At 36.9% G+C, this 25,719-nt stretch carries 28 protein-coding genes and 1 other annotated feature; of the genes, 15 read left to right on the top strand and 13 right to left on the bottom strand.

What is annotated here, in order from left to right; genetic code table 11:
- Positions 1-50 precede the first annotated feature (50 nt).
- Complete coding sequence (locus LCM23_RS22140; RefSeq protein ID WP_224938827.1) at positions 51-572, bottom strand: gamma carbonic anhydrase; 522 nt, start codon at positions 570-572, stop codon at positions 51-53.
- Between the two features lie 181 nt (positions 573-753).
- On the opposite strand from LCM23_RS22140, the gene LCM23_RS22135 reads away from it, so the two are divergent.
- Positions 754-1,557, top strand: coding sequence for an alpha/beta hydrolase (locus LCM23_RS22135; RefSeq protein ID WP_224938826.1), 804 nt, complete (start codon positions 754-756; stop codon positions 1,555-1,557).
- Between the two features lie 24 nt (positions 1,558-1,581).
- Positions 1,582-2,667 (top strand): tetraprenyl-beta-curcumene synthase family protein, encoded by a 1,086-nt coding sequence (locus tag LCM23_RS22130; protein ID WP_224938825.1) that lies wholly within the window; start codon positions 1,582-1,584, stop codon positions 2,665-2,667.
- A 325-nt stretch (positions 2,668-2,992) separates the two neighbouring features.
- Here LCM23_RS22130 and LCM23_RS22125 read toward each other — a convergent pair whose 3' ends face one another.
- Together LCM23_RS22125 and LCM23_RS22120 are read right to left on the bottom strand one after the other, a co-directional pair.
- Complete coding sequence (locus tag LCM23_RS22125) at positions 2,993-3,565, bottom strand: class I SAM-dependent methyltransferase (protein ID WP_095372170.1); 573 nt, start codon at positions 3,563-3,565, stop codon at positions 2,993-2,995.
- Entirely contained in the window at positions 3,562-4,530 is a 969-nt protein-coding gene (locus LCM23_RS22120) for a TIGR01212 family radical SAM protein (RefSeq protein ID WP_224938824.1), read from the bottom strand. Before LCM23_RS22120 ends, LCM23_RS22125 begins: the two co-directional genes overlap by 4 nt.
- Positions 4,531-4,705: 175 nt before the next feature.
- Between LCM23_RS22120 and LCM23_RS22115 the strand changes: the two genes are divergently transcribed.
- The 3 genes from LCM23_RS22115 (at position 4,706) to LCM23_RS22105 (ending at position 6,621) form a co-directional block, all read left to right on the top strand.
- Positions 4,706-4,969, top strand: coding sequence for a YtzC family protein (locus LCM23_RS22115; RefSeq protein ID WP_191809788.1), 264 nt, complete (start codon positions 4,706-4,708; stop codon positions 4,967-4,969).
- Positions 4,970-4,983: 14 nt separating this feature from the next.
- Complete coding sequence (locus LCM23_RS22110) at positions 4,984-5,148, top strand: glycogen biosynthesis protein GlgD (protein WP_095372173.1); 165 nt, start codon at positions 4,984-4,986, stop codon at positions 5,146-5,148.
- Positions 5,149-5,436: 288 nt separating this feature from the next.
- Positions 5,437-6,621, top strand: a complete 1,185-nt coding sequence (locus LCM23_RS22105; protein WP_224938823.1) for an MDR family MFS transporter — start codon at positions 5,437-5,439, stop codon at positions 6,619-6,621.
- Positions 6,622-6,669: 48 nt separating this feature from the next.
- Here the strand turns inward: LCM23_RS22105 and LCM23_RS22100 are convergent, their stop codons facing one another.
- A complete protein-coding gene (locus LCM23_RS22100; protein WP_224938822.1) occupies positions 6,670-7,023 on the bottom strand; it encodes a hypothetical protein in 354 nt (117 codons plus the stop codon).
- Between the two features lie 185 nt (positions 7,024-7,208).
- Positions 7,209-7,439, top strand: a binding site (T-box leader).
- 57 nt (positions 7,440-7,496) lie between these two features.
- Here LCM23_RS22100 and leuS point away from each other — a divergent pair.
- Positions 7,497-9,911 carry a leucine--tRNA ligase gene (gene leuS, locus LCM23_RS22095; RefSeq protein ID WP_224938821.1) on the top strand — a complete coding sequence of 805 codons (2,415 nt, stop codon included), beginning with the start codon at positions 7,497-7,499 and terminating at the stop codon, positions 9,909-9,911.
- 127 nt (positions 9,912-10,038) lie between these two features.
- Positions 10,039-10,344, top strand: a complete 306-nt coding sequence (locus LCM23_RS22090) for a rhodanese-like domain-containing protein (RefSeq protein ID WP_224938820.1) — start codon at positions 10,039-10,041, stop codon at positions 10,342-10,344.
- A gap of 277 nt (positions 10,345-10,621) precedes the next feature.
- Here LCM23_RS22090 and LCM23_RS22085 read toward each other — a convergent pair whose 3' ends face one another.
- On the bottom strand, positions 10,622-11,398 hold the full coding sequence (locus tag LCM23_RS22085; RefSeq protein ID WP_224938819.1) for an alpha/beta hydrolase: 777 nt from the start codon (positions 11,396-11,398) through the stop codon (positions 10,622-10,624).
- 105 nt (positions 11,399-11,503) lie between these two features.
- On the opposite strand from LCM23_RS22085, the gene LCM23_RS22080 reads away from it, so the two are divergent.
- The 4 genes from LCM23_RS22080 (at position 11,504) to LCM23_RS22065 (ending at position 14,226) form a co-directional block, all read left to right on the top strand.
- Positions 11,504-11,941, top strand: coding sequence for a hypothetical protein (locus LCM23_RS22080; protein ID WP_224938818.1), 438 nt, complete (start codon positions 11,504-11,506; stop codon positions 11,939-11,941).
- Positions 11,942-12,028: 87 nt separating this feature from the next.
- The gene (locus tag LCM23_RS22075) at positions 12,029-12,745 is read left to right on the top strand and encodes an ABC transporter ATP-binding protein (protein WP_224938817.1); all 717 of its coding nucleotides are present in this window, start codon (positions 12,029-12,031) and stop codon (positions 12,743-12,745) included.
- Positions 12,745-13,479 carry an ABC transporter permease gene (locus LCM23_RS22070; protein WP_224938816.1) on the top strand — a complete coding sequence of 245 codons (735 nt, stop codon included), beginning with the start codon at positions 12,745-12,747 and terminating at the stop codon, positions 13,477-13,479. The genes LCM23_RS22075 and LCM23_RS22070 overlap by 1 nt, the downstream gene beginning before the upstream one ends.
- A 9-nt stretch (positions 13,480-13,488) precedes the next feature.
- Complete coding sequence (locus LCM23_RS22065) at positions 13,489-14,226, top strand: MerR family transcriptional regulator (RefSeq protein ID WP_224938815.1); 738 nt, start codon at positions 13,489-13,491, stop codon at positions 14,224-14,226.
- Here the strand turns inward: LCM23_RS22065 and LCM23_RS22060 are convergent.
- Positions 14,223-14,579 (bottom strand): YobA family protein, encoded by a 357-nt coding sequence (locus tag LCM23_RS22060; RefSeq protein WP_224938814.1) that lies wholly within the window; start codon positions 14,577-14,579, stop codon positions 14,223-14,225. The genes LCM23_RS22065 and LCM23_RS22060 overlap by 4 nt on opposite strands.
- A gap of 88 nt (positions 14,580-14,667) precedes the next feature.
- Here LCM23_RS22060 and LCM23_RS22055 point away from each other — a divergent pair, with 88 nt between their 5' ends.
- Positions 14,668-14,850 (top strand): sporulation protein Cse60, encoded by a 183-nt coding sequence (locus tag LCM23_RS22055; protein ID WP_095372184.1) that lies wholly within the window; start codon positions 14,668-14,670, stop codon positions 14,848-14,850.
- A gap of 13 nt (positions 14,851-14,863) precedes the next feature.
- Here the strand turns inward: LCM23_RS22055 and LCM23_RS22050 are convergent, their stop codons facing one another.
- Positions 14,864-16,144 carry a BaiN/RdsA family NAD(P)/FAD-dependent oxidoreductase gene (locus LCM23_RS22050; protein WP_224938862.1) on the bottom strand — a complete coding sequence of 427 codons (1,281 nt, stop codon included), beginning with the start codon at positions 16,142-16,144 and terminating at the stop codon, positions 14,864-14,866.
- A gap of 242 nt (positions 16,145-16,386) precedes the next feature.
- On the opposite strand from LCM23_RS22050, the gene LCM23_RS22045 reads away from it, so the two are divergent.
- The gene (locus LCM23_RS22045) at positions 16,387-18,003 is read left to right on the top strand and encodes a putative polysaccharide biosynthesis protein (RefSeq protein WP_224938813.1); all 1,617 of its coding nucleotides are present in this window, start codon (positions 16,387-16,389) and stop codon (positions 18,001-18,003) included.
- Between the two features lie 176 nt (positions 18,004-18,179).
- Here the strand turns inward: LCM23_RS22045 and LCM23_RS22040 are convergent, their stop codons facing one another.
- The 4 genes from LCM23_RS22040 to LCM23_RS22025 form a co-directional block, all read right to left on the bottom strand.
- Positions 18,180-18,455, bottom strand: a complete 276-nt coding sequence (locus LCM23_RS22040; protein ID WP_224938812.1) for a hypothetical protein — start codon at positions 18,453-18,455, stop codon at positions 18,180-18,182.
- A gap of 81 nt (positions 18,456-18,536) precedes the next feature.
- Positions 18,537-19,832 carry a CitMHS family transporter gene (locus LCM23_RS22035; RefSeq protein WP_404826631.1) on the bottom strand — a complete coding sequence of 432 codons (1,296 nt, stop codon included), beginning with the start codon at positions 19,830-19,832 and terminating at the stop codon, positions 18,537-18,539.
- A gap of 47 nt (positions 19,833-19,879) precedes the next feature.
- Positions 19,880-21,079 (bottom strand): CaiB/BaiF CoA transferase family protein, encoded by a 1,200-nt coding sequence (locus tag LCM23_RS22030; RefSeq protein ID WP_224938811.1) that lies wholly within the window; start codon positions 21,077-21,079, stop codon positions 19,880-19,882.
- Positions 21,080-21,113: 34 nt separating this feature from the next.
- Positions 21,114-21,758 (bottom strand): GntR family transcriptional regulator, encoded by a 645-nt coding sequence (locus LCM23_RS22025; RefSeq protein WP_095372189.1) that lies wholly within the window; start codon positions 21,756-21,758, stop codon positions 21,114-21,116.
- A 228-nt stretch (positions 21,759-21,986) separates the two neighbouring features.
- Here LCM23_RS22025 and LCM23_RS22020 point away from each other — a divergent pair, with 228 nt between their 5' ends.
- Positions 21,987-23,777, top strand: a complete 1,791-nt coding sequence (locus LCM23_RS22020; RefSeq protein WP_224938860.1) for a cation:proton antiporter — start codon at positions 21,987-21,989, stop codon at positions 23,775-23,777.
- 386 nt (positions 23,778-24,163) lie between these two features.
- On the opposite strand, the gene LCM23_RS22015 is transcribed toward LCM23_RS22020, so the two are convergent.
- Positions 24,164-24,361, bottom strand: a complete 198-nt coding sequence (locus LCM23_RS22015; RefSeq protein WP_224938810.1) for a hypothetical protein — start codon at positions 24,359-24,361, stop codon at positions 24,164-24,166.
- A 96-nt stretch (positions 24,362-24,457) separates the two neighbouring features.
- On the opposite strand from LCM23_RS22015, the gene LCM23_RS22010 reads away from it, so the two are divergent.
- Positions 24,458-25,186, top strand: a complete 729-nt coding sequence (locus tag LCM23_RS22010; protein ID WP_224938809.1) for a pseudouridine synthase — start codon at positions 24,458-24,460, stop codon at positions 25,184-25,186.
- A gap of 69 nt (positions 25,187-25,255) precedes the next feature.
- On the opposite strand, the gene LCM23_RS22005 is transcribed toward LCM23_RS22010, so the two are convergent.
- Positions 25,256-25,477: a DeoR family transcriptional regulator gene (locus LCM23_RS22005; RefSeq protein ID WP_095372193.1), complete on the bottom strand. Its 222-nt coding sequence runs from the start codon at positions 25,475-25,477 to the stop codon at positions 25,256-25,258.
- Positions 25,478-25,719 lie beyond the last annotated feature (242 nt).

The following is a 25,719-nucleotide window of genomic DNA, read 5'->3' as shown; positions in this document are numbered from 1 at the left end:
AAAAAATGTCTTCCACTTATTATCGGCGATTGAGCAAAATTTATCAGAAGTTATTGCCTTTCTTTTTTAAGTGCTTTGTAGTACTGCCCTTTCTCAGTATATTCCCGTACAATCCGTTCCATATCCTTTATATCATCATCATTTAATTCACGGACTACTTTTGCTGGACGACCAAATGCTAAAGTGTTGGGAGGGATGATTTTACCTTGAGGAACAAGACTACCTGCTCCGATAAATGCACCTTCACCAATTTCTGCTCCATCTAAGACGATGGAACCCATGCCAATTAATGCTTTTTTTCTTATTTTACAACTATGTAAGATAACTTGGTGTCCAATTGTTACTTCATCTTCCAGAATGAGTGGGTTATTAGGGCTTTGGTGAAGAACTGAATTGTCTTGTATATTCACTCTTTTTCCAATATAAGTGGGTGCAACATCACCGCGGATGACTGTATTGAACCAAACGCTTGATTCTTCGCCAATTTCTACATCACCCGTAATAGTTGTATAATCAGCAATAAATACATCATCAGCAATTTTGGGTTGTTTGTTATGAAAAGGATAAATCATTGTTATCATAGCTCCTTTTTACCTTAGTCAATTTAGAATGACTGTTTTCTAGCCATTCTGTTCTTTTTTAATATTATATCATGGAGAAATCATGAGAAATCGTGAAGATTTTTAAAAGGTAGGATATAATAAAGGGTAACAAACTTGAACGAAACAGAATTGTTTTTAGGAGGATCAGACGATGTGGAAATGGGAAGCTGAGGGTGAGGCAAAAGGTGTGATTGTGATGGTTCATGGGGCAATGGAACATCACGGCAGGTATGGTTGGTTAATAGAAATGTGGAGAGTATCAGGATTTCACGTTGTTATGGGTGACCTTCCGGGTCAAGGAATGACGACTAGATCACGAAGAGGGCATATTGATTCTTTTCAAGAGTATCTTATTGAGGTAAAGGATTGGATACAAGCTGCTTACACCTTTGATTTACCTGTTTTTCTTTTAGGTCATAGTATGGGTGGTTTAATAACAATACGCTTGTTACAAGAAGAAAGATTAAAGCTTGCGGGCGTTATTCTTTCATCTCCATGTTTAGGGCTTATGAAAAATCCACCAAAGCTACTCGAGATTGCGTCGTATCCTTTAAATAAAATTGCTCCTACATTGAGAGTCAATTCGGGGTTAACTATTGATATGGCAACAAGGAATGCTGATGTAAGAGAAATGGATGTAAATGACACACTGTATATTACCAAAGTGTCTGTACGATGGTTTCGTGAACTACACCAAACAATCAATCTGGCATTTGAAGATATAAAAAAGGTGCAAGATGTTCCTTTACTGGTTATGCAAGGTGGAGATGACAAGATCGTTAATAAAGTTCCTGTTAAACAATGGTTCAATAAAGCCCCGTTTACTGAGAAACGTTTTAAAGAATGGCCAAAATGCTATCATGAAATCTTTAATGAGCCGGAGAGGGAAGATGTATTTGATTACGCAAAGGATTTTGTAATGAGTAGTTTGCGGTCTATCGGGTATATCGTTTAGTAAAGAGTAAAGGGAGTCCATGTAATGAATGTTCCAACAATGCCGATCAGCTTAATGACAAATGCATATAAAAAAGTGATGCCTGCTGTGAATGAGGAGTTAAACAAATGGCGCAAATTGGCGGAATCAATCCCCAATGATGAATTAAAGTCACAAGCACTTTCTAGCATAAAAGATAAAACCTTTCACTGTGAGGGTGGGGCCATCATGTCACTTTTGGCCGTTGATGACTATCGTCAAGTCATAACGTTTATTGTTGCCTATCAAACCATTAGTGATTACTTAGATAATCTATGTGATAGAAGTACATCGATGGACCCAAAAGATTTTACGGCAATACATGAAGCGATGCGTCACTCATTGTTAATCGATGAGCAGTTACCTAAGGTGAACTATTATCGTTATCGGGATGACCAGGATGATGGTGGGTATCTGTTAGCATTAGTGATGACTTGCCGTAAAGTTTTATCTTCTATGGAAAATTATCCATTGATTAAATCTTATTTGACAGAGCTTTGTCGTTATTATTGTGATTTGCAAATACATAAACATGTGGCAATTGAGGAAAGAGTTTCTCGTCTGCAAAGTTGGTATAAAGAACATCAAGATCTCATCCCACCTATGAGCTGGTATGAATTTTCTGCTTGTTCGGGTTCTACACTCGGTATTTTTTGCTTAGTTGCTTATGCAACGAGAAGGGACTATAAGGAAAGTTACGGGGAGATTATACGTAATGGGTATTTTCCATATATTCAAGGTCTGCACATTTTATTAGACTATTACATTGATCAAGAGGAAGATAAGGAAGCCGGTGATTTAAACTTTTGCTTTTATTATGAAGATGAAAAAGAATTATTCGAGCGCATACGTTATTTTGTAAAGTGTGCAGATGAGCATACGGACAAGCTTCCTCATAAACGATTTCACCTTTTAATTAATCGAGGATTATTAGGGTTATACTTATCCGATGAAAAAGTCGGGAGAAGACAACAAATGAAAAAACTAGCAAGAAAGATGATTAAATCTGGTGGATTCTCAAGCCTCTTTTTTTATATTAATGGTCGTGTCTATCGCGCATTAAAAAGTAGACAGGCGGTAGTGCGTTCATGAATCCAGTGGATAGAGTAAAATCATGTCTAACGATAAAATTTGCAGAATAAAGTTCTCCTCCCCATAAAACTTGTCATCAACGTAGGACATTAGAAAGGGGCTTCTGACGCAATAGAGATCGGAAGCAATCCACAAGAGAAAAGCAGGAACAGGATAGTCTAACTCGAAAAAATCTGATTCGCAAGCGGCATCTAGTCAACCATCAAGAAAAGGCTACAAGTTTGACTAGAATAACTTAGATTCAATTCAAACAAAAGTAAACGAGAAAAAATAAAAAACAAGAACAAATTTGTTCTTGTCTGTTCGAGTGTTTATTTGTCTTAACTTACCTTTTCTCAATCGCAACAATAAAAGGTGGCCGGTTAGCTTGGTTAATGAATTGATATTGCAAAATATGAGCAGTATTTTGATCAATGGTTTTCAAGTAACGCAAAATATAGTCACGCTCAACAGCACCTTCTGGATGACCGTGATAAATCACCAAAATAATAATGCCTTCAGGTGCCATCATATCAATTAACTGTTCAATCGCGGAAATGGTTGTTCTCGGTCTTGTGACAATCGTTTTGTCTCCACCAGGTAAGTACCCGAGATTAAAAACAGCTCCAGTGATACGTCCGAAATGGATTGGTGGAATGCAAGCAGTCACATGCTCATGGCCACGATTAAATAGAACAGTCCGATTAGAAAGTTCATGTTCATCCAGTTTTATTTGGGTAGACTGTATGGCTTCATCTTGGATATCGAATCCATAAACTCTGCCATGTTCGCCAACGAGCTGAGCTAAAAATAATGTGTCATGTCCATTTCCAAGTGTAGCATCAACCACGACGTCTCCTGGTGCAATTGCTTTCTGTAGTAGTTCTCTCGCAAATGGTAGAATACGTTCTAGCTTCAAGAGCTCACCTCCTCGGTAAATGGTTGATGATATTTACCTTGCCAGCTATCTCTTCGCTTCAGTTCATGATCAATGCCATTTAGCACATCCCATTTATTCACACTCCACATAGGACCAATCATAAGGTCGATGGGACCATCGCCAGTGATGCGATGAATAATCATCTCTTTAGGTAAAATCTCTAATTGGTCACAAACTAACTGAATGTATTCATCACGGCTAAGGAATGAAACCATTCCCTTTTCATATTGCTTAACCATCGGTGTTCCTTTTAATAGATGTAATAAGTGTATTTTAATTCCCTGCACATCTAATTTTGCAACCTCTTGTGCTGTTTCCATCATCATTTCAGGTGACTCTTCAGGTAAACCATTAATGATATGAGAACAGACACGTATATCATGTTGACGAAGTTTCTTTACTCCTTCTTTATAGCAATCATAATCATGTGCACGATTAATTAATTGGGCTGTTTTTTCATGAACGGTTTGTAGGCCTAATTCAACCCATAAGTATGTTCTTTTATTAAGGTCAGCTAAATAATCTATGACATCATCTGGTAAACAATCAGGCCTTGTGGCAATAGATAAGCCAACAACCCCTTCTTGTTTTAAGACAAATTCATACTTTTCTTTTAGGACTTCAACAGGTGCATGGGTATTTGTGAATGCCTGGAAATAAGCAATGTATTTTCCATTTTTCCATTTCTTATGCATGCTATCCTTGATTTTAATAAATTGTACGTCTAATGGTTCTGCACGATTACCGGCAAAATCACCTGAACCTGCTGCGCTGCAAAATGTACAGCCACCATGAGCGACAGTGCCATCCCGATTAGGACAATCGAAGCCTCCATCCAAAGCAACTTTAAAGACCTTGTGCCCGAAATGTTTTTTTAAATGAAAGTTCCATGTATGATAACGTTTTTGATCATTTGTATATGGAAATTGAGTCAGTAAATCCAAAGTCAGCCCTCCTAAAGTCACCACTGTGACAAATTCAATATTATCATGAAAGAAATCATCAACTCAATTACACATTGATAACATTTCAATTAGTAGAAATCGAACACTCGGTAAATACTATCATTGAGGCGTATTTGCTTCGTACACTTCATTAAAAAAGAGGGGGAAGGCTTTTATGGCAACCCGTGAATCCGTACAACAATTAATGCAACAATGTGAAGAAGTCATTCAATTTGCTAACATGCAGTTTAAAGATGGGCAAATGCAAGAACATTATAACGATCAAGACTATGCTAAAGCGCTTGCTCATATTGAACAAGCCTATAATGATTTGATGACGATGTCTCATAGTGCCACAGATGCGCAGAGGGAAGAACTTCATCGAATGAGATTACAGCTACAGCAGTTACAAAATCAAATGATCATTACTCCCCATTAAGAGGTGAACAACAATTGGTTAGAAAAAAATCAAAACAAAACAATCCAGAGCAAAAAACAAGAAATGGTATCAATAACCAAGAGGTAGAATTCGGTAGTGCGAATGTGATCCCTCGATCTAAAAAGAAATATGAGGAAACAGGTGGGCAACCCGTTAAATCTAAATTTCATCCAGAATAAATAATATGTATTTAGTAAATGATCTGTACACAAGCAAATCTCATGGAGTTTGCTTGTGTATGGCTATGATAAATTTAAAAATATTATTGTATATTTCATACATAATGTCATCCATTCCTTCTGTTTATGCTTAATTTCAAGAGTAATTATTCATTTTTATGTATAGATAAGAAAGATGTCTAAATCTGTCACAAAATTAGTATTGAATCGATCATAAAAAACGAATAGAATTTATTTTGGAATTCGAAATGGAATGAATTGAATTAGAATGTGAAAGGGGTATGGATGATGCCTCGAGCTTTGTGGTTATTAGTAATTGGGATGGCTGTTAATGTAACAGGTTCCTCTTTTTTATGGCCTTTAAACACCATTTATATGCATGAAGAATTAGGAAAGTCTTTATCGATTGCCGGCATTGTTTTAATGATCAATTCAGCAGCAACAGTCATAGGCAATCTAGTTGGTGGTGTGCTGTTTGATAAATTAGGTGGCTATCGTTCGATTTTATTAGGCATAGTCATTTCGTTATCTTCACTCATTATTATGGTCTTTAAACATGGATGGCCGGAATACATTGTATTATTGACGATATTAGGTTTTGGCTCAGGGATCGTGTTTCCTTCTATGTATGCATTGGCAGGAAGTGTATGGAAAGAGGGCGGCAGAAAAGCGTTTAATGCGATGTATGTAGCGACAAATCTAGGAGTAGCATTAGGTGCAGCAATGGCGGGGTATATAGCTTCATTTTCTTTCAATTATATCTTTATCGCTAATTGTCTAATGTATATCTTGTTTTTCTTGATAGCAATCACTAGCTATCGAAAAATGGAAGTAAAGTCGGTTAGTCAACCAAATGAAATAAAAACAGCACAAAAATTTCGCGGTAATCCTAAATTAAACGCTTTATTCGTTTTGTTAATCGGTTATCTATTATGTTGTATTGGCTATGTGCAATGGCAATCGACTATCTCAGCATATACTCAACAAATTGGGATTTCATTAAAACAATACAGTATGCTTTGGACAATAAATGGCGCCATGATTGTACTTGCGCAACCATTAATTAGTCTTCTAGTTAAAAGGATAAAATCATTAAAAGTACAAATTATTATTGGTATTTTTATTTTTGCTATCTCTTTTGCTGTTGTAGGAAATGCAGTTGCCTTTTCCGGCTTTGTCACAGCAATGATTATTTTAACCATTGGGGAAATGCTCGTATGGCCAGCGGTACCTACAATTGCTAATGACTTAGCACCTAAAGGTAAAGAAGGGTTCTATCAAGGAATTGTTAACAGTGTCTCTACAGGAGGAAGAATGATTGGGCCATTACTTGGTGGCGTACTCGTGGATGTATACGGTGTGAAGATGCTTTTTGGTATATTAATGGCATTACTGCTCATTTCCGTATATACAACTGTTGTTTATGATAAGAAGCTTAAAAAGAAAAAAGTTGTGCCAGCTATACCTTCATAAAAAGCGAGCCCCGTAGATAAAAACTCTAGGGGCTCTTTACTTAACCATTCAGATAATATCCTGGTAATGATGTGATTGAACTTCATCTAGAAAAATGACTTTATGAAAGAAACTTTTCAAGATCAACCAACGAGCGGGATAGGCCTCGATAAAACTTTCAATGACTTTTTCGGAGTAGAGTATCAGACAATCTAACTTTGGTTTGGTTTGTTTTAAATCATAATATAAGGCATGTGGAATGGTGTAGTAATCATGTAATTGATAAGGATTCAATTTAATGGTTTTCATTTGGTTATTTTCAATGAACGTCTGGATGGATTGCTTCTGAACTTCAAGGCTTTCATCTAGCGTTTTAAAATCATTCATAATCCACTTTTCATTAATAAAAGCGATACCTTTCATAATATGAAATCACCTTTCCTTATTTTTTACTATAGTTATGGGCAAAATAAGGAAGAGTAATACATGGATTAAAAAATTGACACGTTTTCGATTTTCTTGAATAGCTTATACTTATCTATAGTAACTTGTGAAAGCCTACTTGCATCAACCATTGAAATTGATTACAATGTCAATATGAATATTTTATAACTGCAATGATGAGGAATAGTAATGCTAGGAAGCCTGATATTAGAGAGCTAGCGGTTGGTGTAAGCTAGTCAGCTCCTTGCATGAACTCACCTACTGAGCAGCAAGTGTGAAAATGACAGTAATGCTTGTCGTACTCCGCGTTAAGGATGAATGAAGTGAACAGTTAACTGTAAACTGTTAATGTGGGTGGTACCGCGGGAGATATACATAATCCTCTCGTCCCTTTTTGAGGGATGAGGGGTTTTTTTATACTTAAAAACGTAGCATTTTTAGGAGGAAAGAAGATGAGCTTTAATCATCAGCAAATTGAAGGTAAGTGGCAACACTATTGGGAAGAACAAAAAACATTTAAAACGGGTGAAGAAAAAGGGAAGAGAAAGTTCTATGCGTTAGATATGTTTCCTTATCCGTCTGGTGTAGGTTTACACGTAGGACACCCTGAAGGATATACAGCAACAGATATTCTTGCCCGTATGAAAAGAATGCAAGGGTATAATGTTCTTCACCCAATGGGATGGGATGCATTTGGTTTACCTGCTGAACAATATGCCCTTGATACAGGGAATGACCCAGCTGAATTTACCGAGAAAAACATTAATACATTCCGCCGTCAAATTAAATCATTAGGATTTTCTTATGACTGGGATCGTGAAATTAACACAACAGATCCGGAATATTATAAATGGACGCAATGGATTTTCTTAAAGCTTTATGAAAAAGGTCTTGCTTATATCGATGAAGTAGCAGTGAACTGGTGTCCTGCACTTGGAACTGTGCTTGCTAATGAAGAGGTAATTGATGGGAAAAGTGAACGTGGAGGCCATCCTGTTGAAAGAAGACCGATGCGCCAATGGATGTTAAAAATAACAGCTTATGCTGACCGTTTACTAGAAGATCTTGATTTACTTGATTGGCCAGAAAGCTTGAAGGATATGCAGCGTAACTGGATTGGCCGTTCTGAAGGTGCTGAAGTGACTTTCCATATCGAAGGTGACAAAGGTACGTTTGAAGTGTTTACGACACGACCAGACACATTATTTGGTGCGACATATGCTGTCCTTGCACCAGAGCATAAACTAGTTGATGTAATTACAACAGAAGAGCAAAGTAATGCAGTTGAGACTTATATTGAAAAAGTTAAAACAAAGAGTGATTTAGAAAGAACAGATTTAGCTAAAGAAAAAACAGGTGTATTCACAGGTGCTTATGCAATTAACCCTGCTAACGGTGAAAAAATGCCAATCTGGATTGCTGATTATGTGCTTGCTTCGTATGGTACAGGTGCCATTATGGCTGTTCCAGCTCATGACGAGCGTGATTATGATTTCGCGAAAGAATTTAACTTGCCTATTAAAGAAGTCGTAGCTGGTGGAGATATTTCTAAAGAAGCTTATGCCGGTGAAGGAGAACATATTAATTCTGATTTCTTAAATGGCTTAGGTAAAGAAGAAGCAATTACAAAAATGATCGCTTGGCTAGAAGAGAAAGAGATTGGGACGAAAAAAGTGACATATCGCTTACGTGATTGGTTATTTAGTCGTCAAAGATATTGGGGTGAACCGATTCCTGTTATTCATTGGGAAGATGGTACAATGACGGGAGTTCCTTACGAAGAGTTACCGTTAATTTTACCAACAACAACGGAGATTAAGCCATCTGGTACAGGTGAATCACCGTTAGCTAATATTGAAGAGTGGGTTAATGTTATTGACCCTGAAACAGGTAAAAAAGGTCGCCGTGAAACCAACACGATGCCACAATGGGCAGGTAGCTGCTGGTACTATTTACGTTATATTGATCCGAAAAACAGTGAGGCATTAGCTGATGCGGAAAAATTAAAAGAGTGGTTACCGGTTGATATTTATATTGGTGGCGCTGAACATGCGGTTCTTCACTTATTATATGCTCGTTTCTGGCATAAAGTATTATACGATATCGGTGTAGTGGATACGAAAGAACCATTCCAAAAATTATTTAACCAAGGCATGATTCTTGGGGAAAATAATGAAAAAATGAGTAAGTCAAAAGGGAATGTTGTTAACCCTGATGCCGTTGTAGAAAGCCATGGAGCGGATACGCTTCGTTTATATGAAATGTTTATGGGACCACTAGATGCTTCCATTGCTTGGTCTACAAATGGATTAGATGGTTCTAGACGCTTTTTGGACCGAATTTGGCGTTTGATTGCTGAAGAAGATCATAGCTTAAGTAGCAAAGTGCAGGATGTAGAAGTATCTCAACTAGAAAAAGTGTATCATCAGACAGTCAAGAAAGTAACAGAGGACTTTGAAGGTTTGCGCTTCAATACAGCTATTTCACAAATGATGGTTTTCGTCAATGAAGCCTACAAAGCTGATATTCTTCCAAAGGCTTATGCAGAAGGGTTCGTAAAAATGTTGGCTCCAATTGCTCCACATATTGCTGAAGAACTATGGGAGATACTTGGTCACACAGGAACCATTTCTTATGAAGCTTGGCCAGCATATGACGAAGCGAAAATGACAGATGATGAAGTGGAGATCGTTATCCAAATCAATGGTAAAGTGAAGGCTAAATTAATGGTACCCGTTGATGCACAAAAGGATGTGCTAGAACAAATTGCCATGGATGATGATAAAATCAAAGAACAAATTGATGGCAAAACAGTAAGAAAAGTCATTGCTGTTCCTGGGAAGCTAGTGAATATTGTCGCTAATTAAGATTATTTAGGAAAGGAGGTAGCTTAATGAAAAAGAGCTACCCCTTTCCCTATGAGACTGTAATATTCGCATTTCGATCAACACTTCTTTAGAATAAAGATAACGATAATGGAAAGGGTGGTTGATGATGACTGAAATGAAAGAAATCACAACAGAAGCATTGCAGAAAAAGTTAGAAGCAGGAGAACAACTTGAACTTGTAGATGTAAGGGAAGATGACGAAGTAGCTCAAGGAATCATTCCTGGTGCGAAACATATTAGAATGGGCACAATTCCTGAAAACCTAGATAAGTTTGATAAAGACAAAGAGTATATTATGATTTGCCGTTCAGGGAATCGTAGTGGACAAGTTTGTCGTTTTATGCAAGAACAAGGCTATCAAGTGACCAATATGGTCGGGGGTATGCTTGAGTGGGAAGGCGAAACAAAATAATTGTTACTTTTGAAGAAGGCCTCTTTTTAGGAGGTCTTCTTTTTTTCGTTATCGTTTAACTATATAAGAGATGGACGTAAGTACTATGCTAAGGTTTTGATTCATGAAGTATGTAAGAATTACGAGGTGTGTACATAACTTTCCGTTTGCTTTTACAATATGCCAAGCTTGTCATGAAATGTGTTCATCAATTGAATACTATCCAACACGCTGGATTTCTCAGAGTTGTGAGGCATTTTTATTTAGCTCTCATCAATTTTTTGAGCTGAGTTTGTTTTCAGGCGTTAGCGACAATCATTAGTTGATTGATTTTCTCAGCAACTTCTTTTGTATTTGTGATTGGTAAGAAATGATAGCCATTATTAATGTGGTAGACGTCTGTGTTAGGGTGCTCTTTTGTAAAGGCTGTCAGTTTGGTCTTACTAATTTCATCGAGGTTTAAATCAGCTATTAATAATTGCAAGGGTATATCACATTTCCTTAAATAATAGGATGAATCCGTATGAATTTGTTGTATGAGACGATTTACGGCCTTTTCATCACTATGATGCTTATACTCCTCTCCTGTTAGGATAAAATTGTTTTTCAAATAAGAAAATAGCACTTCACTTGTTTCGTTCGTTAACTTGCTCATTTGTTGGCAATGTTCTTTTATCGCAGGGATAAAATCATTCTTATGGATGATGGGAAGCTGAATGTATTCGCTGGGCCTTTCATTTATTGGATAGTAACCACCATCTAATAAGGTAAGACTTAATACTTCCTTTGGATATGTACCGTAATATTTTTGAATAATCCATGCACCAATAGAGTTCCCGATAAAATGGGCTTCACTTATTTCCAGTTGATTTAATACATGATGAATGCCTTTTAGATAATTAGTAAGAGACATATCAACTTCACCGTTGTGTCCAGGCAAATCAAATGAAATGATACGATGGCCACTTAACACACTGCCAAGAGAGGAGAAAATTTCCTTTCTTTCACCAAGAGGTGGAAGAGCGATTATCGCTTCCTTGCTTACGCTTGCGCCACCATAAATTGCATATTGCATATTTACACCACCTGTTAACAATTTACTCTATTATAGGTATAATATTATAAAAATTCAATTTATTTACTTCAGACGATTGTTCAAATAGATGCGAAAGGAGAAAGAATGAGTAAAAAAATCATCCCTTTTTTATCGGTAATTGTCCTATTATTTTTGTCCATGGGTGTATATCAATTTTATCTTTCTCAAGAAAAGCTGGGTTTTAATGAGGTCGTACTGGTATCGGAGGAAAACCTACATTCCATCATTATAGCTACTAGTGAAACAACAGAAACTGTATCTTTAAATAAGGACGATCATGATAAGCAACTAAAAGAAATTCGCTCACTTTTGGCAGATATTGAATTAAAAAGGTATCATCGCACAGCATCTAAAGAACTGTATAGAATTGGTTTTGTAACGAAAACAGCTGGAAAAAGTGTTAGCGTATATGATGAAGTAATCGCCATTCACTACAAAAACAAAAAACCTACTTTTTATAGAGTTCTAAATAAAGAACCACTCACACAAATCATCGATATCCTATTATCAGAAAATAAATAAAAGAGTTTTATAAACCCTCCAATATACCACCACCCTTCATTTCTTTTGCTATGATGTGAATCTATTCTTAGAAAAGGGTGTGAGTTGATGGTTCTGAAGGTAAAAGAATTGTCCGTTAGTTATGGAGAGAAAACGGTAGTTGATAAGATTAGTTTCTCCCTTCAAAAAGGGGAGGTACTGGGAATACTAGGAGAAAATGGCGCAGGAAAGACATCGTTGGTAGAAGCTGTGCTAGGAATTAGGCCTGCTGTTTATAAGGAAGTCGCTATATTAGGACAATCTCCAATTCATAATAGAAAGCAAGTATTTGAGAAAGTGGGTGTGCAATTTCAGGAATCGCATTTTCCAGATAAAATGACCGTTTCTGAAGCATGTCAGCAATGGAGTGTGTTATACAAGGCAACCGCGCCATATCAATTTTTATTGACCAAATTTGGCCTACAAGATAAGGAGAAATCATTAGTTAAATCATTGTCAGGCGGTGAAAAGCAAAGATTAGCGGTGTTATTAGCATTGTTACCCAACCCAGAATTAGTCTTTCTAGACGAATTGACTACGGGTTTAGATACGAAAGCAAGAAAAAAATTGTGGCAAACGCTAAGAAATTATAAGCGTGAGGGATTATCTATTGTCCTTACCTCTCACTATATGGATGAAGTAGAAGCACTCTGCGACCGCGTTATGATTTTAAAGGGCGGACATATCATATGCGAAGGAACGATAGCAGAAGTGATCAATTATTCAGGACAAGCTTCGTTGGAAGCTGCCTATTTAACTTTAACAGATGAAGAGGGGGAAGGATGATGACATTCTATACTTTAACAAAAATAGAAGCGAAACTCGTTTGGAGAGGTTTAGATATACTGATCTTCGGTATCATTTTTCCAATCATTGTTGCCTTATTATTTGGTTATATTATGAATAATGAACTGTTTACCCAAGGAAATACAATGTTCCTCCATTCTTATCCAGCGGTTGTAACTATTAGTATATTAGCTACAGGTGTAATGGGACTGCCCCTTACCATTGCTGATTACCGTCATCGCCATATTTTAAAAAGGTTTCAGGTGACCCCAGCTTCGCCTTTAACTTTGCTTTGTGCGCAGGCATTGGTTCAATTTATTGCCTCTATGTTGTCTTTCCTAGGGGTGACTGCGGTATATCTTTTTGTTTTCAATTATGAAATGACTGGTTCCTTTGGTTTGTTTCTTTGTAGTTATTTATTTGTTTTAATGGCTATGTATAGCATTGGTATACTCATTGGGAGTATTGTTCCAGATCAAAAAGCAGCGAATCTATGGGGGTCGTTAGCCTATTTCGGCATGCTTCTTTTTTCAGGTGCTACTATACCTTTTGAGATTTTCCCGCAAATTTTACAGAATGTCTTTGCATTCCTTCCTTTATCACAAGGTATTCAGTTGCTTAAGGAAGTAAGTTTAGGCGGAGTTCTAAGCGACATGATTTTTCCCATAGTCACAATGATGGCTTGTGTATTCATTAGTGGATTCCTTTCGATTAAATATTTTAGATGGAAGTAGTGAGATATCTTGGTTTATTCAACTAAAGAAATCGCTGATAGTATGGGCGTTCATCCTAATACGGTGAGAGTTTACGAGGAATGGGGATATCTTTCCCCTGCTCCTCGTGCTGATAATGGATACAGACAATATGATGACATACATCTTTTTCAATTGAAAATAGCGAGGTTCGCTTTTCGTTGTGAAATCATTCAAGGCAGTATTCGTAAAAGTGCAAGAGAGATTGTGCTCCTTAGCGGTCAGAAGCAATTTCTCAAAGCTTACGAGCAGGCTGAAGAACATTTACTGCATTTAAACAAGGAATATGAAAGAGCGGTTGAAGCAGCTGATATTGCAGAGAGTTGGTTATATTCAACTAAGGAAATTCAAAGTGAAGGATTGTCAAGACAACAAGTAGCTGAAAAAATTCAACTTCATCCAGAGCTAATAAGAAATTGGGAAAGAAACGGATTAATTACTATTCCTCGTAATGAAAAGGGGTATCGTGTTTTTACAGAAAAGGAAATAAATATGTTAAAGGTGATTCGAGTATTAAGGATGGCTCATTATTCTTATGCATCTATTTTACGCCTAGTCCAACAAGCAAAAATGGCTCATCCAATTCATATCAAAGAGGTATTGAACCTACCAGAAAATCAGGAGGATATTGTATATGTTACGGATCGCTTATTAATGTCTTTAAAAGAAGCAATCGCAGATACAAAAACCATCCTTACCATGTTAAGAGAAAAAAATGACGGAGATTAATCAATCTTTTCTACGTCTACGATATTTATTCTTCCAGGATAAGACTCTAAAATGCTTGTATACCAAATGCGAACTTGATCGCCTGAATCGAATGAATGGTAATCAAGCAAAAATGTCGGTCCGTTCGGTATATAGTCAGGTTGATAGGTCGTGTTAGATGCTGCCTCTTCATTTATCTGGACAGTGGGCCGTTTTTCTTCGTCGATAAAGTAAATCATGCCTTTTTCTTTTATCAAAATGGCGTCGATAAAACCAGCACCATTGTATTTAGTAATTGAATTACTGATACCTCCAATTACCCACAAGCCATAAAGACAAATGGTAGTTAAAAGTATTCGTTTAACGGCGCTCATTTCATCACCACCTACCTATGTATATATTATGAATTTTCTGTTAATAATAAATGAAAATACTCATTCCCATGAAGGGAGTTTTCATCAAATGATCAAGGTGAAGTTATTCGACCAAGAGCATGAAAAAGATTTAGAGGTTGCGATGAACCGTTTTTTAGAAAAGGTGGAAGAACAAAAGCTTGTTGATATTAAGTATAATATTGCTGCAATGCAAGAAGAAGATGAGGAGCAAATTTATTGTTTTTCGGCGATGGTCATTTATAGAGCGTAACTACTTTTACTTATCAAGTAGTTACGCTTTTACATATAGCCGCATTACTGCCAGCTAAACGTCCAGTTACAAGGGCTGAGGTAATATTGTAGCCACCGGTATAGCCATGAATATCAAGAATTTCTCCGCAGAAATATAAACCAGTCATTTTTTTTGACGCCATTGTTTGTGGTTCAATTTCTTTAACAGAAACGCCGCCACCAGTTACAAAGGCCTTTTCTAATGGTAATGTCCCATCGATTTCAACACGGAAATCATGTAGACGGCTAACGAATAAACGGAGCAGTTCATTCGTGATACTCACTGCTTGTGCCGTTGGATCAATACCTACTTCTTCTAAATGAAAGAGAAGATATCTCTCAGGAACGATCCCTTTTAGCAAGTTTTTGATACTCTTTTTTGGCTCTGATTTTTTTAGTGATATGATCTCTTGGAAGGTTTTCTCGCCATTTTGCCCAGGTAAGGCATTGATGCGTACGCTTACCTTTTTTAGCTTCCATTTTTTCATGGCTTTGACAACGAATTGACTACATCTTAAAATCGCAGGACCACTCAGCCCGAAATGGGTGAATATCATATCCATTTGATGTGTAATCAACGGCTTGTCTTTAGGGTTCAATACACTTACTTCTACATCGCGTAAAGAGAGTCCTTGTAACGCTTTGTTCTTAATAAATAATTCACTTGACGTTAAGGGGACTTCTGTCGGGAATAAGTCTGTAATCGTATGTCCAGCTTTCTCTGCCCAACCGTAGCCATCTCCTGTAGATCCTGTATGAGGAACAGATTTGCCTCCCACTGCTAGCACAACTGCTTTTGCATGAAACTGTTCACCGGAATGTAATTTGACTGTATGGCTTTTCTCCGGTTGGAATTGAATATCAGCAACAGGGCTATTTGTTTTTATCGTTACTTTCAATTCGTCTAGTCGTATAAGTAGTGCATCGACAACGGATTGTGCTTTATTACTTACTGGGAACATTCTACCGTGGTCTTCCTCTTTTAAGGCGATACCAAGCTTCTCAAAAAAAAGGATAATATCTTCATTACTAAAAATGGAGAAGGCGCTATGAAGAAAGCGACCGTTACCAGGAATATGTTTAATGATTTCATCGATTGGGAGCCGATTAGTCACGTTACAACGACCACCACCTGAAATCGCCAGTTTTCTACCTAATTTATTTCCTTTATCAATAAGTAAAACTTTTGCTTTATTCTCTGCAGCACCAATGGCAGCCATTAGTCCAGACGGTCCACCGCCAATGACAATGACATCATATTGTGTTTGTTTCATTTTCTTCACCAACTTTTTCTCTTTCATTGAAAATAGCATACCTTTGCTATTATAAAGCAAAAGATAAAACATCTAAACATCTTCTTAAAAAATCATCAAGAATGAAAAGGGTCTTCTGAGATAAAAATATGTCTATTATTGTCGTAACATATGGTAGAATGAGAAGTTGTATAGTTTAATTTTGCGAATGATAGAAAACACCACGCTTTTGGTAGCGCTTGGACAATAGAGGAAGGGATTATATGTCGTCTAAGCTTTTACGAGGAACATTTATTTTAACTCTTGGTACATTCATATCTAAGTTTCTTGGATTATTTTATGTGATTCCATTTTATCAAATCGTTGGAAACGAAGGAACAATCCTTTATAACTATTCTTATGTACCGTACACAATCTTTATTAGTGTGGCGACTGCGGGTGTACCGCTTGCCGTCTCAAAGTTTATTTCAAAGTATAACGCATTAGAGGAGTATGCTGTAGGTAGGAAGCTATTCAAATCCGGTTTAATTATTATGCTTTGTAGCGGAATTGTCTGTTTCTTAATCATGTATATGGGAGCGCCTACTCTAGCAAAGATTTTTGTGGACCCAGAAGATGTAGCAATGCTACAAGATATTGTCTCCGTTATTCGAGCGGTCAGCTTTGCCTTAATCATTATCCCGTTTATGAGCTTAATTCGCGGATTCTTCCAAGGTCATCAATCCATGGGACCTTCAGCCGTATCTCAGGTCGTTGAACAAATTGTACGAATTGCCTTTCTACTTGCTGGGGCATTTGTCGTCCTTTATGTAATGGATGGCGATTTAGTTACAGCAGTCAGTGTAGCTACTTTTGCAGCCTTCATAGGTGGTATCGGTAGTTTAGCTGTTTTGTTTATTTATTGGTACAAAAGAAAGCCTTATTTAGATCAACTATTGGCTAAAGATAAAGGTACAATGGATATCTCTCTTACAGATATGTATAAGGAAATCATTCTTTATTCGATTCCGTTTGTCCTTGTCGCATTGGTTAATCCGTTATTCCAAATGATTGATTTATCAACGTTTAATAAAGCGATGCAATCGATAGGATATTCTGGTAAAGAAGCAGGAGAAGCCCTTTCCGTATTGAACTATCAAACGCATAAATTAGTGATGATTCCTGTCACTTTAGCAACGGCGTTTTCATTAACACTGGTACCAACCATTACGAATTCCTTTATGAAAAATGATCGTTTGACGATGAATCGTCAATTGAATCAAACGTTTCAAGTGATCTTGTTTTTAATATTACCGGCGGTTGTTGGCCTTGCATTATTAGCCGAACCAGTATACACATTGTTCTATGAGCATAGTGAGTTAGGCACTGCTGTACTTCGGGCCTATGCCCCAGTAGCAATGTTATTTGCCCTTTATGCAGTTACAGCTGCGATTCTCCAAGGGATCAATGAGCAGCGCTTTACCATTCTTAGTTTATTAGTAGGAATTTTAGTAAAGCTTGCATTAAATATACCCCTAATTAAGTGGTTAGAAACAGAGGGAGCAGTTCTAGCAACAGCACTTGGTTATGCTGTGGCAATTTTAATCAACTTGATTGTCATTAAAATATTCTCAGGCTACCAATTTAGATTTGTATTCAGGCGCAGTTTATTGATTATTATCCTTACATTGGTTATGACTGTCATTACGTGGGTCCTTTATCAAATATTGATGATTTTCTTAAATCCAGCTTCTGGATGGCATGCAATTATCATTGTGTTTGTTTGTGGAGGAGTAGGTGCAAGTGTGTACTTCTATCTTGCAAATAAGGTTCGACTATTACCACTATTGTTCGGAGATAGAATCGATCGGATATTAATTAAACTGAAGCTGAAGAAATAGTATCTATCTTTTAGGCACCCAGCCATCTATACTGGGTGCCATTAAGTTTTTACTGCTTCCTCTTATGCAATGTTTTCCTCCAGATAAATGTTAATGCCCAATTGGGAAATATTTGTTGCAGTCCTAAAAGGACAGTTCATAAATATTACCTTGGCCATTTTCTTTAATCGTTTCCGTTAACAGATGGTTACTTCACTTGTAATGATTTTACCGCTTTGGTGGTTCATATGTTCAACCCCGCTTTCACAATTCTCTGGATTCTCCCATTTGATTATATATTTATTTCCTTTCTGTTCAATTGAAACGATAGTTACATTCCCAATTGTTCTTGTGTTCTTTTCAATAACGATGGACTTGGCTTGTTGTTCGGAAATTTTAGGTTCTGGTGCTGTCGAACAGCTACTTAAGAAAAGTAGTAATAGAAATAGCAGTAGACGAGACGTTTTTTTCATCAAGTTCATTCCCCTTTTTATGAGTAGACGGAATGATGGGGTGGAAGTTTCATAGGAGTTGGGAAATACTGAAAATTTTCACTAAAAGGAAATGGCACCCGTAAGTACGGCAATAATCGTCATCACAATCGTGGTCCCAAACGCCCACTTAAATAGGAACTTCTGATGCTCCCCAAAGTCTACACCAGATAGCCCGATGAGAATAAAGGTCGCAGGAACTAAAGGAGACAGAGGGAAGCCTGTTGTTGAATGACCGAGTAATGCTGCTCTACCTATTTCCACTGGGTCGATGCCAAAGTTGGCTGCTGTTTCACTTATAATTGGTAAAATGCCAAAGTAATAAGCATCAGGTGGGAAAACAAACACTAACGGTAAACTGGTTATCGCAACAAGGACAGGAAGGTAAGGACCAAGGCCTTCAGGTATGATAGAAACAATGGAAACTGCCATCGCGTCCATCATTTGCGTTCCATTTAGGACACCTAAGAATATCCCTGCAGCAAAGATTAATGTACTGATTAATACAAAGTTATTTGCATGACTTAAAATTTGTTCTTGTTGCGCTTTTGGATCCCGGAAGTTGACAAAAAGTGCGATAGAAAAAGCAATGGCAAATAAAATTTGTAATGGCAATACGTCCATAATAAGCATGATCATTAATGCGATTGTCAAAAGTAAATTAAACCAGAATAATGTGGGGGACGTTTTTTTCTGTTCGATTGTACTCGATTGTTCTGTGAAACTCTCAGTGTATATTTGAATGACACCGATTCTTTCTCTTTCCTTCTTACCTAGAATATAAGCAGAGAAAAATGTCCAGACTAGTCCGCCGATCATCGCTGGGATGAGAGGGATAAATAAATCACTCATTTCCACATTTAAACTAGCAGCGGCTCTAACTAAAGGACCTCCCCAAGGTATCATATTCATTACCCCTGCAGCTAAGGCAACAACACATGATAAAATAAGGCGGTTCATGCCTAACTTCTTATAAAGAGGTAGCATCGCTGATATGGTAATCATGAAAGTGGATGAGCCGTCCCCGTCTAAACCAACAATCATTGTAATAAGAGCTGTAGCTATCACTATTTTTAATGGATCCCCTTTGACATACTTTAAAATACGTGAAATCATTGGGTCAAATAGCCCTACATCAATCATTAATCCAAAATATAGGATCGCAAAAACAATCATTATCGCTGTAGGGGTTACTTGGATAATCCCATCCATCATCAGTTGGCCCATTTCGTTGCTGAATCCTCCGATAATGGCAAAAGCAACTGCAACAAAGACAAAAGCAACAACAGGTGAAAGTTTTTTAGTCAGAACTAAAAGAAGAAAAGATATCATCATGCAGAAGCCTAATAGAGATAGCAAGTTTACATTCACTCCTTTTAATATATAAATAGATGTGTTTTTTTCTTCTATATAATCCCTTTTTCTCTTAATTTTGCGATTTGCTCTTTTGTGAGTGATAATTCTGACATTAAAACATCTTCTGTATGCGACCCTAAGTTTGGACCGGCCCACTTTATCTCACCAGGTGTTTTACTCAATTTCGGTACGATTCCTGGCATTTTCAAAGTTCCGATTCCATCAATAGGTACTTCTTGTATCATATTTCTGTTTTGATAATGTGGATCATTTACAATATCTTCGATTGAATAAATCGACCCAGCTGGTACACCAGCCTCATCTAAGAGCTCTTTGACTACAAGTAGTGGGTGCTGACTCGTCCAAGCTTCAATCAGCTGATCTAAATACTTTGCATGTTTAGAGCGACCGATATTATTTTCAAAGCGAGAATCTCTTGAAAGCTCTTCTCTGCCAATGGTTTTCATTAACCTTTTGAAAATCGTATCTCCATTCGCACCAATGACGATATATTTGCCATCCGAACAAAGGTATGTATTGGAAGGAGTGATACCTGGTAGTGTGCTACCCGTACGCTCTCTGATTACCCCATTTCTTCCGTATTCAGGTAGGATGCTTTCCATTAAACTAAACACCGATTCATAAAGGGCGACATCAATGACTTGTCCTTCTTCTGAATGATTTACGTCACGGTGATAAACCGCTATTAGTGCACCAATTACTGCATATAGAGCAGATAGGGAATCACCTATACTTATGCCTACCCTCACTGGGGGGAGGTCGGGATAGCCCGTTATAAAGCGAAGTCCACCCATTGCTTCTCCAATTGATCCAAACCCAGGTTTATCTTTGTATGGTCCATCTTGTCCGTAACCAGACACTCGTACCATAACCAATCGTGGATTAATTTTTTTTAATTCCTCATATCCAATACCCCATTTCTCAAGGGTACCTGGACGAAAGTTCTCAATTAAAATATCAATTTCCTTCACTAATGCGCGGAGAACTTTTTGACCTTCTTCTTTTTTTAAATCCAGTGTAATTGATTTCTTATTCCTAGATTGCACATACCACCAAAGGCTAGTCTCATCTTCTATTACTCTCCAAGTTCTAAGAGGGTCTCCTTTTGTAGGAGGTTCAATTTTAATGACATCTGCACCGAATTCAGCTAATAATTTCGATGCGAAGGGTCCAGCGATTAGCTGTCCCAGTTCAAGAACCTTTAAACCAGATAACGCTTTATTGGACATTTTTTTCACCTCAATGAATGATTAATAAATAAATTTACTTATAGATTGCTTGTAAAGAGAGTAAATCTTGTTCAATATGATTGTACATTTCATTGGCTGCTTTTAAGCTATCTCGTTCTTTAAGTGCGGCTAGAATTTGAGCGTGTTCCTCGATACAACTCTCGTCTCGTATGCCGATTTTAATCCCACTATTTCTGAAATAGGTTACTTTATCACGAATGGTATTAGTTAATGAAACTAAATGATCATTTCCAGATGAGCTTAAGATGATTTCATGAAACTGTATACTAAGTCTTACGACATCCTCTTTCGCCTGCGATAACCATGCTTGTTTCGTTTGATCAATAATACTTTCTAAAAGTTCTAAGTCAGAATTTTCGATGTTTTTAGCGGACAACTTTGCTGCGAACGACTCCAATTGCTGTCTAATTTGATAAATTTGTATCATATCTGTTAGGGAAGGACTAAATACTTTAAGGGTGTTTCCGTTTTGTACAACTAATTCTTCTTGGATGAGCATTTTTAATGCTTCACGTACTGGCCCTCGGCTAACGTTAAATTCTTCAGCGATTTTTACTTCTATTAATCTTTCTCCTCCAGGATAATATCCGTCTAATAATCTCTTTTTTAAATGCTGATACACTTGTACTGTTAATGTTTCTCTCATAATGGAAATCAAGCAAACCAATCCTTTCAACAAAAAATGTAAGCGCATTCAATATGTAATTATCATAAGAATATAAATGTATACTGTCAACAGTAAATTTTCAGTATATTTAATATTTTCTAACTAAAGCATTCTTCCTACTTTTTATTGATAATGTGAATGAAAAACAAAATGAAATGTAATTACTAAAAAGGGAGAGAAGTGGATCCTTCGCGTATTTCGTTGAAAGAAGTGAATAAAATGGAGTCATTTGGATTATTAGGAATTATTCTCGTTATTGCTTTAGGGGTCTTTTCGCAGTGGTTATCATGGAAAATTCAATGGCCTTCCATTGTGATTATGTCGATTGCTGGATTAGTAATCGGTCCAGCATTCGGACTATTGAACCCAGAACAAGATCTAGGAAGTCTTTATAGCCCTGTTATTTCTTTAGCTGTAGCTGTCATATTATTTGAAGGTAGTACAACACTTGATATTCGTGAAGTTCGTAGTATTTCCAAATCTGTTTTTCGGGTAGTTACTGTTGGGGCGTTTCTTGCTTGGATACTTGGATCTTTGGCAGCTCACTATATCGCAGGCTTGAGTTTAGAGGTGGCTTTTATCATCGGTGGATTATTTATCGTTACAGGGCCAACTGTTATAATCCCTTTATTAAGGCAGTCCAAACTTAAACCACGAGTGGGTGCTTTATTAAAATGGGAAGGTATTATTGTCGACCCAGCAGGACCACTACTAGCCTTATTTGCTTATGAGGTTATTAAAGTATTAGTAAGTGATACGTTAGGCATGATGGAGCTCGGAAAATTCTTGTTAGCTTCATTATTAGCGATTGTGATCGGTTACATATTTGCAAAGGTTTTGAGCTGGATGGCTAACAAAGGGTTGTTTCCAGAATACTTGAAATCCCCTATTACTTTATCACTTGTGTTCATTTGTTTTGGCATAAGTGAAGTGATTATGCATGAAACAGGCATGCTTGCTGTGACAGTGATGGGACTCGTGCTAGCTAGAGAGAAGAAAAGGGTATCTGCCCTTGGGAATATTAGTCACTTCATTGAAAATGTCTCTGTAATCTTAACATCTACAATATTTATTCTATTAACAGCTTCTTTAACAAGAGAGACAATTGCAGAAGTGTTTAGTATCCAAATCATTGGCTTTGTAATCGTGATGTTATTTGTTGTTCGTCCACTATCAATTTGGATATCAACAATAGGGACAGAGCTAACCAATCGAGAGAAAACTTTAATTGGATGGATTGCCCCAAGAGGAATCGTGGCATTAACGGTTTCTGGTTATTTCGCAACGACATTAATGGATGATGGTTATCGAGAAGCGGGATTACTTACAACATTAACTTTTGCTCTCGTTTTTATTACGGTTTGTGCTCATGGTTTTACATTAGCACCGCTGGCAAAGAAATTAAAATTAGCATCTGAATCAGAGCCAGGTGTACTGATCGTTGGAGCAAGTAGTTTTTCAATTGCTTTAGCATACAAGTTAAAAGAGTTGGGTAATCCTGTACTAATTAGTGACACATCAAGTGGCAAGTTAAAGCTTATCCGAAAAAAGGGGATTGAAACTTACTCGGGACAAATACTAGATGAGCATAGTCAATTCGAAATCGATTTAACACCTTACGAATTCATCCTGGTAATGTCTGATGATCCTAATTACAATGCACTGGTAACACAGTCATTTCTTCCGGAGTTTGGCTATAATAAAACGTTTACCATTGCGACTGAGCGGATGGATGAGGAAAAGGATGGAAGGTTACCCACAACTGTGAAAGCTCATATGCTTTTTGACGAAGAGCATGTGTTCACAGAGTTAAATAAGAAGATAAATACAACTTATTCGATAGAAAGTAAACAAGCAAACGACAATTATGAAAAAATAGAGGAAGCACAAGTGGGCGGTTATCCTTTATGTGTTCGTAAAAAGGATGGATCGATCGATTTTAAGACCTTAAAGGATTCACCTTCTGTTGATATAGAAGACATTATCATTTATTTGGAGGAAGTAAAATAAGCACAAGATTGCATGATGAAATCATGCAGTCTTGTTTCAGTTTCTATTGTGTATTAATCACTTATTAAAGGACTTACATAGAATATTTAATAAAACTGAATGAAGAGGTGAGGAAAATGTTAGTTAACAGGAAAAAACACACGTCTCATCACTATGGGCAACAGAAATTAGGTTCCCTTTGTCATTTAAATGAAAACAGACAAAAGCATGGAGATAACAAAGAAATAAAGAAACGTCCTCTCACAAATAGTAAGAGTGTATGATCAGGATGTATGTGTAAGTTACATTATGTTAGGTAGATGATATACTAGGGTTAACTAGGAGTAACTGACAAAAAGAGGATATGTAGAAAGAGGAAAAACTTCCTCTTGATCTTTCCTCCTTCCTCAATAAGGGCGAGGAGAGGGTGGCGGATTACTAATACCAATGCGCCGTTCCACTCTTTCTAATCTTCTTTCTAAACGATCGAATTGTTGCTCTAAGCGTTGTACTTGATTTTCTAAACGCTCTATTCTACGGTTGGTATTGCTCGGCGGGAAGCCTGGAATAGGGAAAAACGTTGGTTGTTGACGATAGTAATACATGTTTCTTGCACTCCTTTATCGATAAACTATGATGTTAGTCTATGTTGATAAAGGCAATATGTGCGTAGGAACGATGATATAAAAGGAGTAAGTAAGATGAGAATAGATAAAATGTTAGCAAACTTAGGTTATGGAAGTAGAAAAGAAGTAAAGCAATTATTAAAGCAAGGAGCAGTAAAGGTAAATGGGGCGCAGATTAAAGATGCTAAACAACATATTGATCCAAAACAGGACGAAGTGGGTATTCATGGGGAGATAATTGAGTATAAAGAATACATATATTTAATGATGAATAAGCCTAACGGGGTAATTTCTGCCACAGAAGATACGATGCATCAAACAGTCATTGATCTATTAGAGATGGAAGATATCGTTTATTCTCCATTTCCTGTAGGTAGACTGGATAAGGATACAGAGGGACTATTACTAATAACGAATGATGGTAAGCTTAGTCATCAGTTATTGTCACCAAAAAAACATGTGCCAAAAACATATTATGCCATTATTAATGATAGAGTAACAGAGGCAGATATTCATACCTTTTCTAAAGGTGTGAAGCTTGATGATGGTTATGAAACGAAGCCAGCAAAACTAGAAATATTAAAAAGTGAGACAAACTCTGAAATTCATTTAACGATTACAGAAGGGAAATTTCATCAAGTCAAACGCATGTTTGAGGCAGTAAATAAAAAGGTGATTTATTTAAAAAGGCTTACAATGGGTCCGCTTCAACTTGATGATTCTCTTGCGTTAGGAGAATATCGAGAATTAACGGATGAAGAATTAGAAGAATTATTATCTTATGATCCAAGTAATGAAATGTAAGTACTAAATATACTTTGTAACAAAAAAAGAAGCCTGAATAAGAGCTTCTTTTTTTCGCTTGTCATTTTCTTATGATGACATCTTCACTTTCTTTTGTGTAATAGTCCATTTTCCTCGGCTTGGACTTTTCACCAAGTCATTATAAGCTAAAACATTTAAATCTCGCTGTATCGTACGAGGAGTGATACCGAATTCCTCTACAAGCTCCTGAGTTGTTACAGTTCCGTTTTTCCGAATAAACATATAAACGGATTTGATACGGTTTAACATCCGGTTAGTCGAAGGTTTCAAAAAACCACTCCCTATCCAATTTATAAACCCATGGCAAGTGCCTGCAACCGACAGTTTCAGTTAAGAAACATGTCCTTTCAGTTATATGTAGTCTTCTTTTTCCCGAGACAACTCCTTTTTTGGTTTAACAGAAGAAATAATCAAGATGTCATACTAATTATTAATATTGTAAACCTATTTTCAGATAATTTCTAGTCACTTGCATGATTTTACATTATTTTTCTCTTTTTCCTGCTAAATAT

It is taken from the genome of Cytobacillus kochii, from assembly GCF_020171845.1.
Classification (GTDB): Bacteria; Bacillota; Bacilli; order Bacillales; family Cytobacillaceae; genus Cytobacillus; species Cytobacillus kochii.
This window is presented reverse-complemented; position numbering and strand designations above follow the sequence as displayed.

What these genes read in the sequence shown, in the direction of transcription:
- LCM23_RS22105 (WP_224938823.1), top strand. Translation starts at nt 5,437, where the DNA reads ATGCCTCGAGCTTTGTGGTTATTAGTAATTGGGATGGCTGTTAATGTA.
- LCM23_RS22050 (WP_224938862.1), bottom strand. Translation starts at nt 16,144, where the DNA reads ATGAAACAAACACAATATGATGTCATTGTCATTGGCGGTGGACCGTCT.
- LCM23_RS22140 (WP_224938827.1), bottom strand. Translation starts at nt 572, where the DNA reads ATGATTTATCCTTTTCATAACAAACAACCCAAAATTGCTGATGATGTA.
- LCM23_RS22010 (WP_224938809.1), top strand. Translation starts at nt 24,458, where the DNA reads ATGAGAATAGATAAAATGTTAGCAAACTTAGGTTATGGAAGTAGAAAA.
- LCM23_RS22040 (WP_224938812.1), bottom strand. Translation starts at nt 18,455, where the DNA reads ATGAAAAAAACGTCTCGTCTACTGCTATTTCTATTACTACTTTTCTTA.
- LCM23_RS22115 (WP_191809788.1), top strand. Translation starts at nt 4,706, where the DNA reads ATGGCAACCCGTGAATCCGTACAACAATTAATGCAACAATGTGAAGAA.
- LCM23_RS22060 (WP_224938814.1), bottom strand. Translation starts at nt 14,579, where the DNA reads ATGAGCGCCGTTAAACGAATACTTTTAACTACCATTTGTCTTTATGGC.
- LCM23_RS22085 (WP_224938819.1), bottom strand. Translation starts at nt 11,398, where the DNA reads ATGCAATATGCAATTTATGGTGGCGCAAGCGTAAGCAAGGAAGCGATA.
- LCM23_RS22135 (WP_224938826.1), top strand. Translation starts at nt 754, where the DNA reads ATGTGGAAATGGGAAGCTGAGGGTGAGGCAAAAGGTGTGATTGTGATG.
- leuS (WP_224938821.1), top strand. Translation starts at nt 7,497, where the DNA reads ATGAGCTTTAATCATCAGCAAATTGAAGGTAAGTGGCAACACTATTGG.
- LCM23_RS22130 (WP_224938825.1), top strand. Translation starts at nt 1,582, where the DNA reads ATGAATGTTCCAACAATGCCGATCAGCTTAATGACAAATGCATATAAA.
- LCM23_RS22080 (WP_224938818.1), top strand. Translation starts at nt 11,504, where the DNA reads ATGAGTAAAAAAATCATCCCTTTTTTATCGGTAATTGTCCTATTATTT.
- LCM23_RS22090 (WP_224938820.1), top strand. Translation starts at nt 10,039, where the DNA reads ATGACTGAAATGAAAGAAATCACAACAGAAGCATTGCAGAAAAAGTTA.
- LCM23_RS22020 (WP_224938860.1), top strand. Translation starts at nt 21,987, where the DNA reads ATGGAGTCATTTGGATTATTAGGAATTATTCTCGTTATTGCTTTAGGG.
- LCM23_RS22075 (WP_224938817.1), top strand. Translation starts at nt 12,029, where the DNA reads ATGGTTCTGAAGGTAAAAGAATTGTCCGTTAGTTATGGAGAGAAAACG.
- LCM23_RS22015 (WP_224938810.1), bottom strand. Translation starts at nt 24,361, where the DNA reads ATGTATTACTATCGTCAACAACCAACGTTTTTCCCTATTCCAGGCTTC.
- LCM23_RS22045 (WP_224938813.1), top strand. Translation starts at nt 16,387, where the DNA reads ATGTCGTCTAAGCTTTTACGAGGAACATTTATTTTAACTCTTGGTACA.
- LCM23_RS22030 (WP_224938811.1), bottom strand. Translation starts at nt 21,079, where the DNA reads ATGTCCAATAAAGCGTTATCTGGTTTAAAGGTTCTTGAACTGGGACAG.
- LCM23_RS22070 (WP_224938816.1), top strand. Translation starts at nt 12,745, where the DNA reads ATGACATTCTATACTTTAACAAAAATAGAAGCGAAACTCGTTTGGAGA.
- LCM23_RS22055 (WP_095372184.1), top strand. Translation starts at nt 14,668, where the DNA reads ATGATCAAGGTGAAGTTATTCGACCAAGAGCATGAAAAAGATTTAGAG.
- LCM23_RS22100 (WP_224938822.1), bottom strand. Translation starts at nt 7,023, where the DNA reads ATGAAAGGTATCGCTTTTATTAATGAAAAGTGGATTATGAATGATTTT.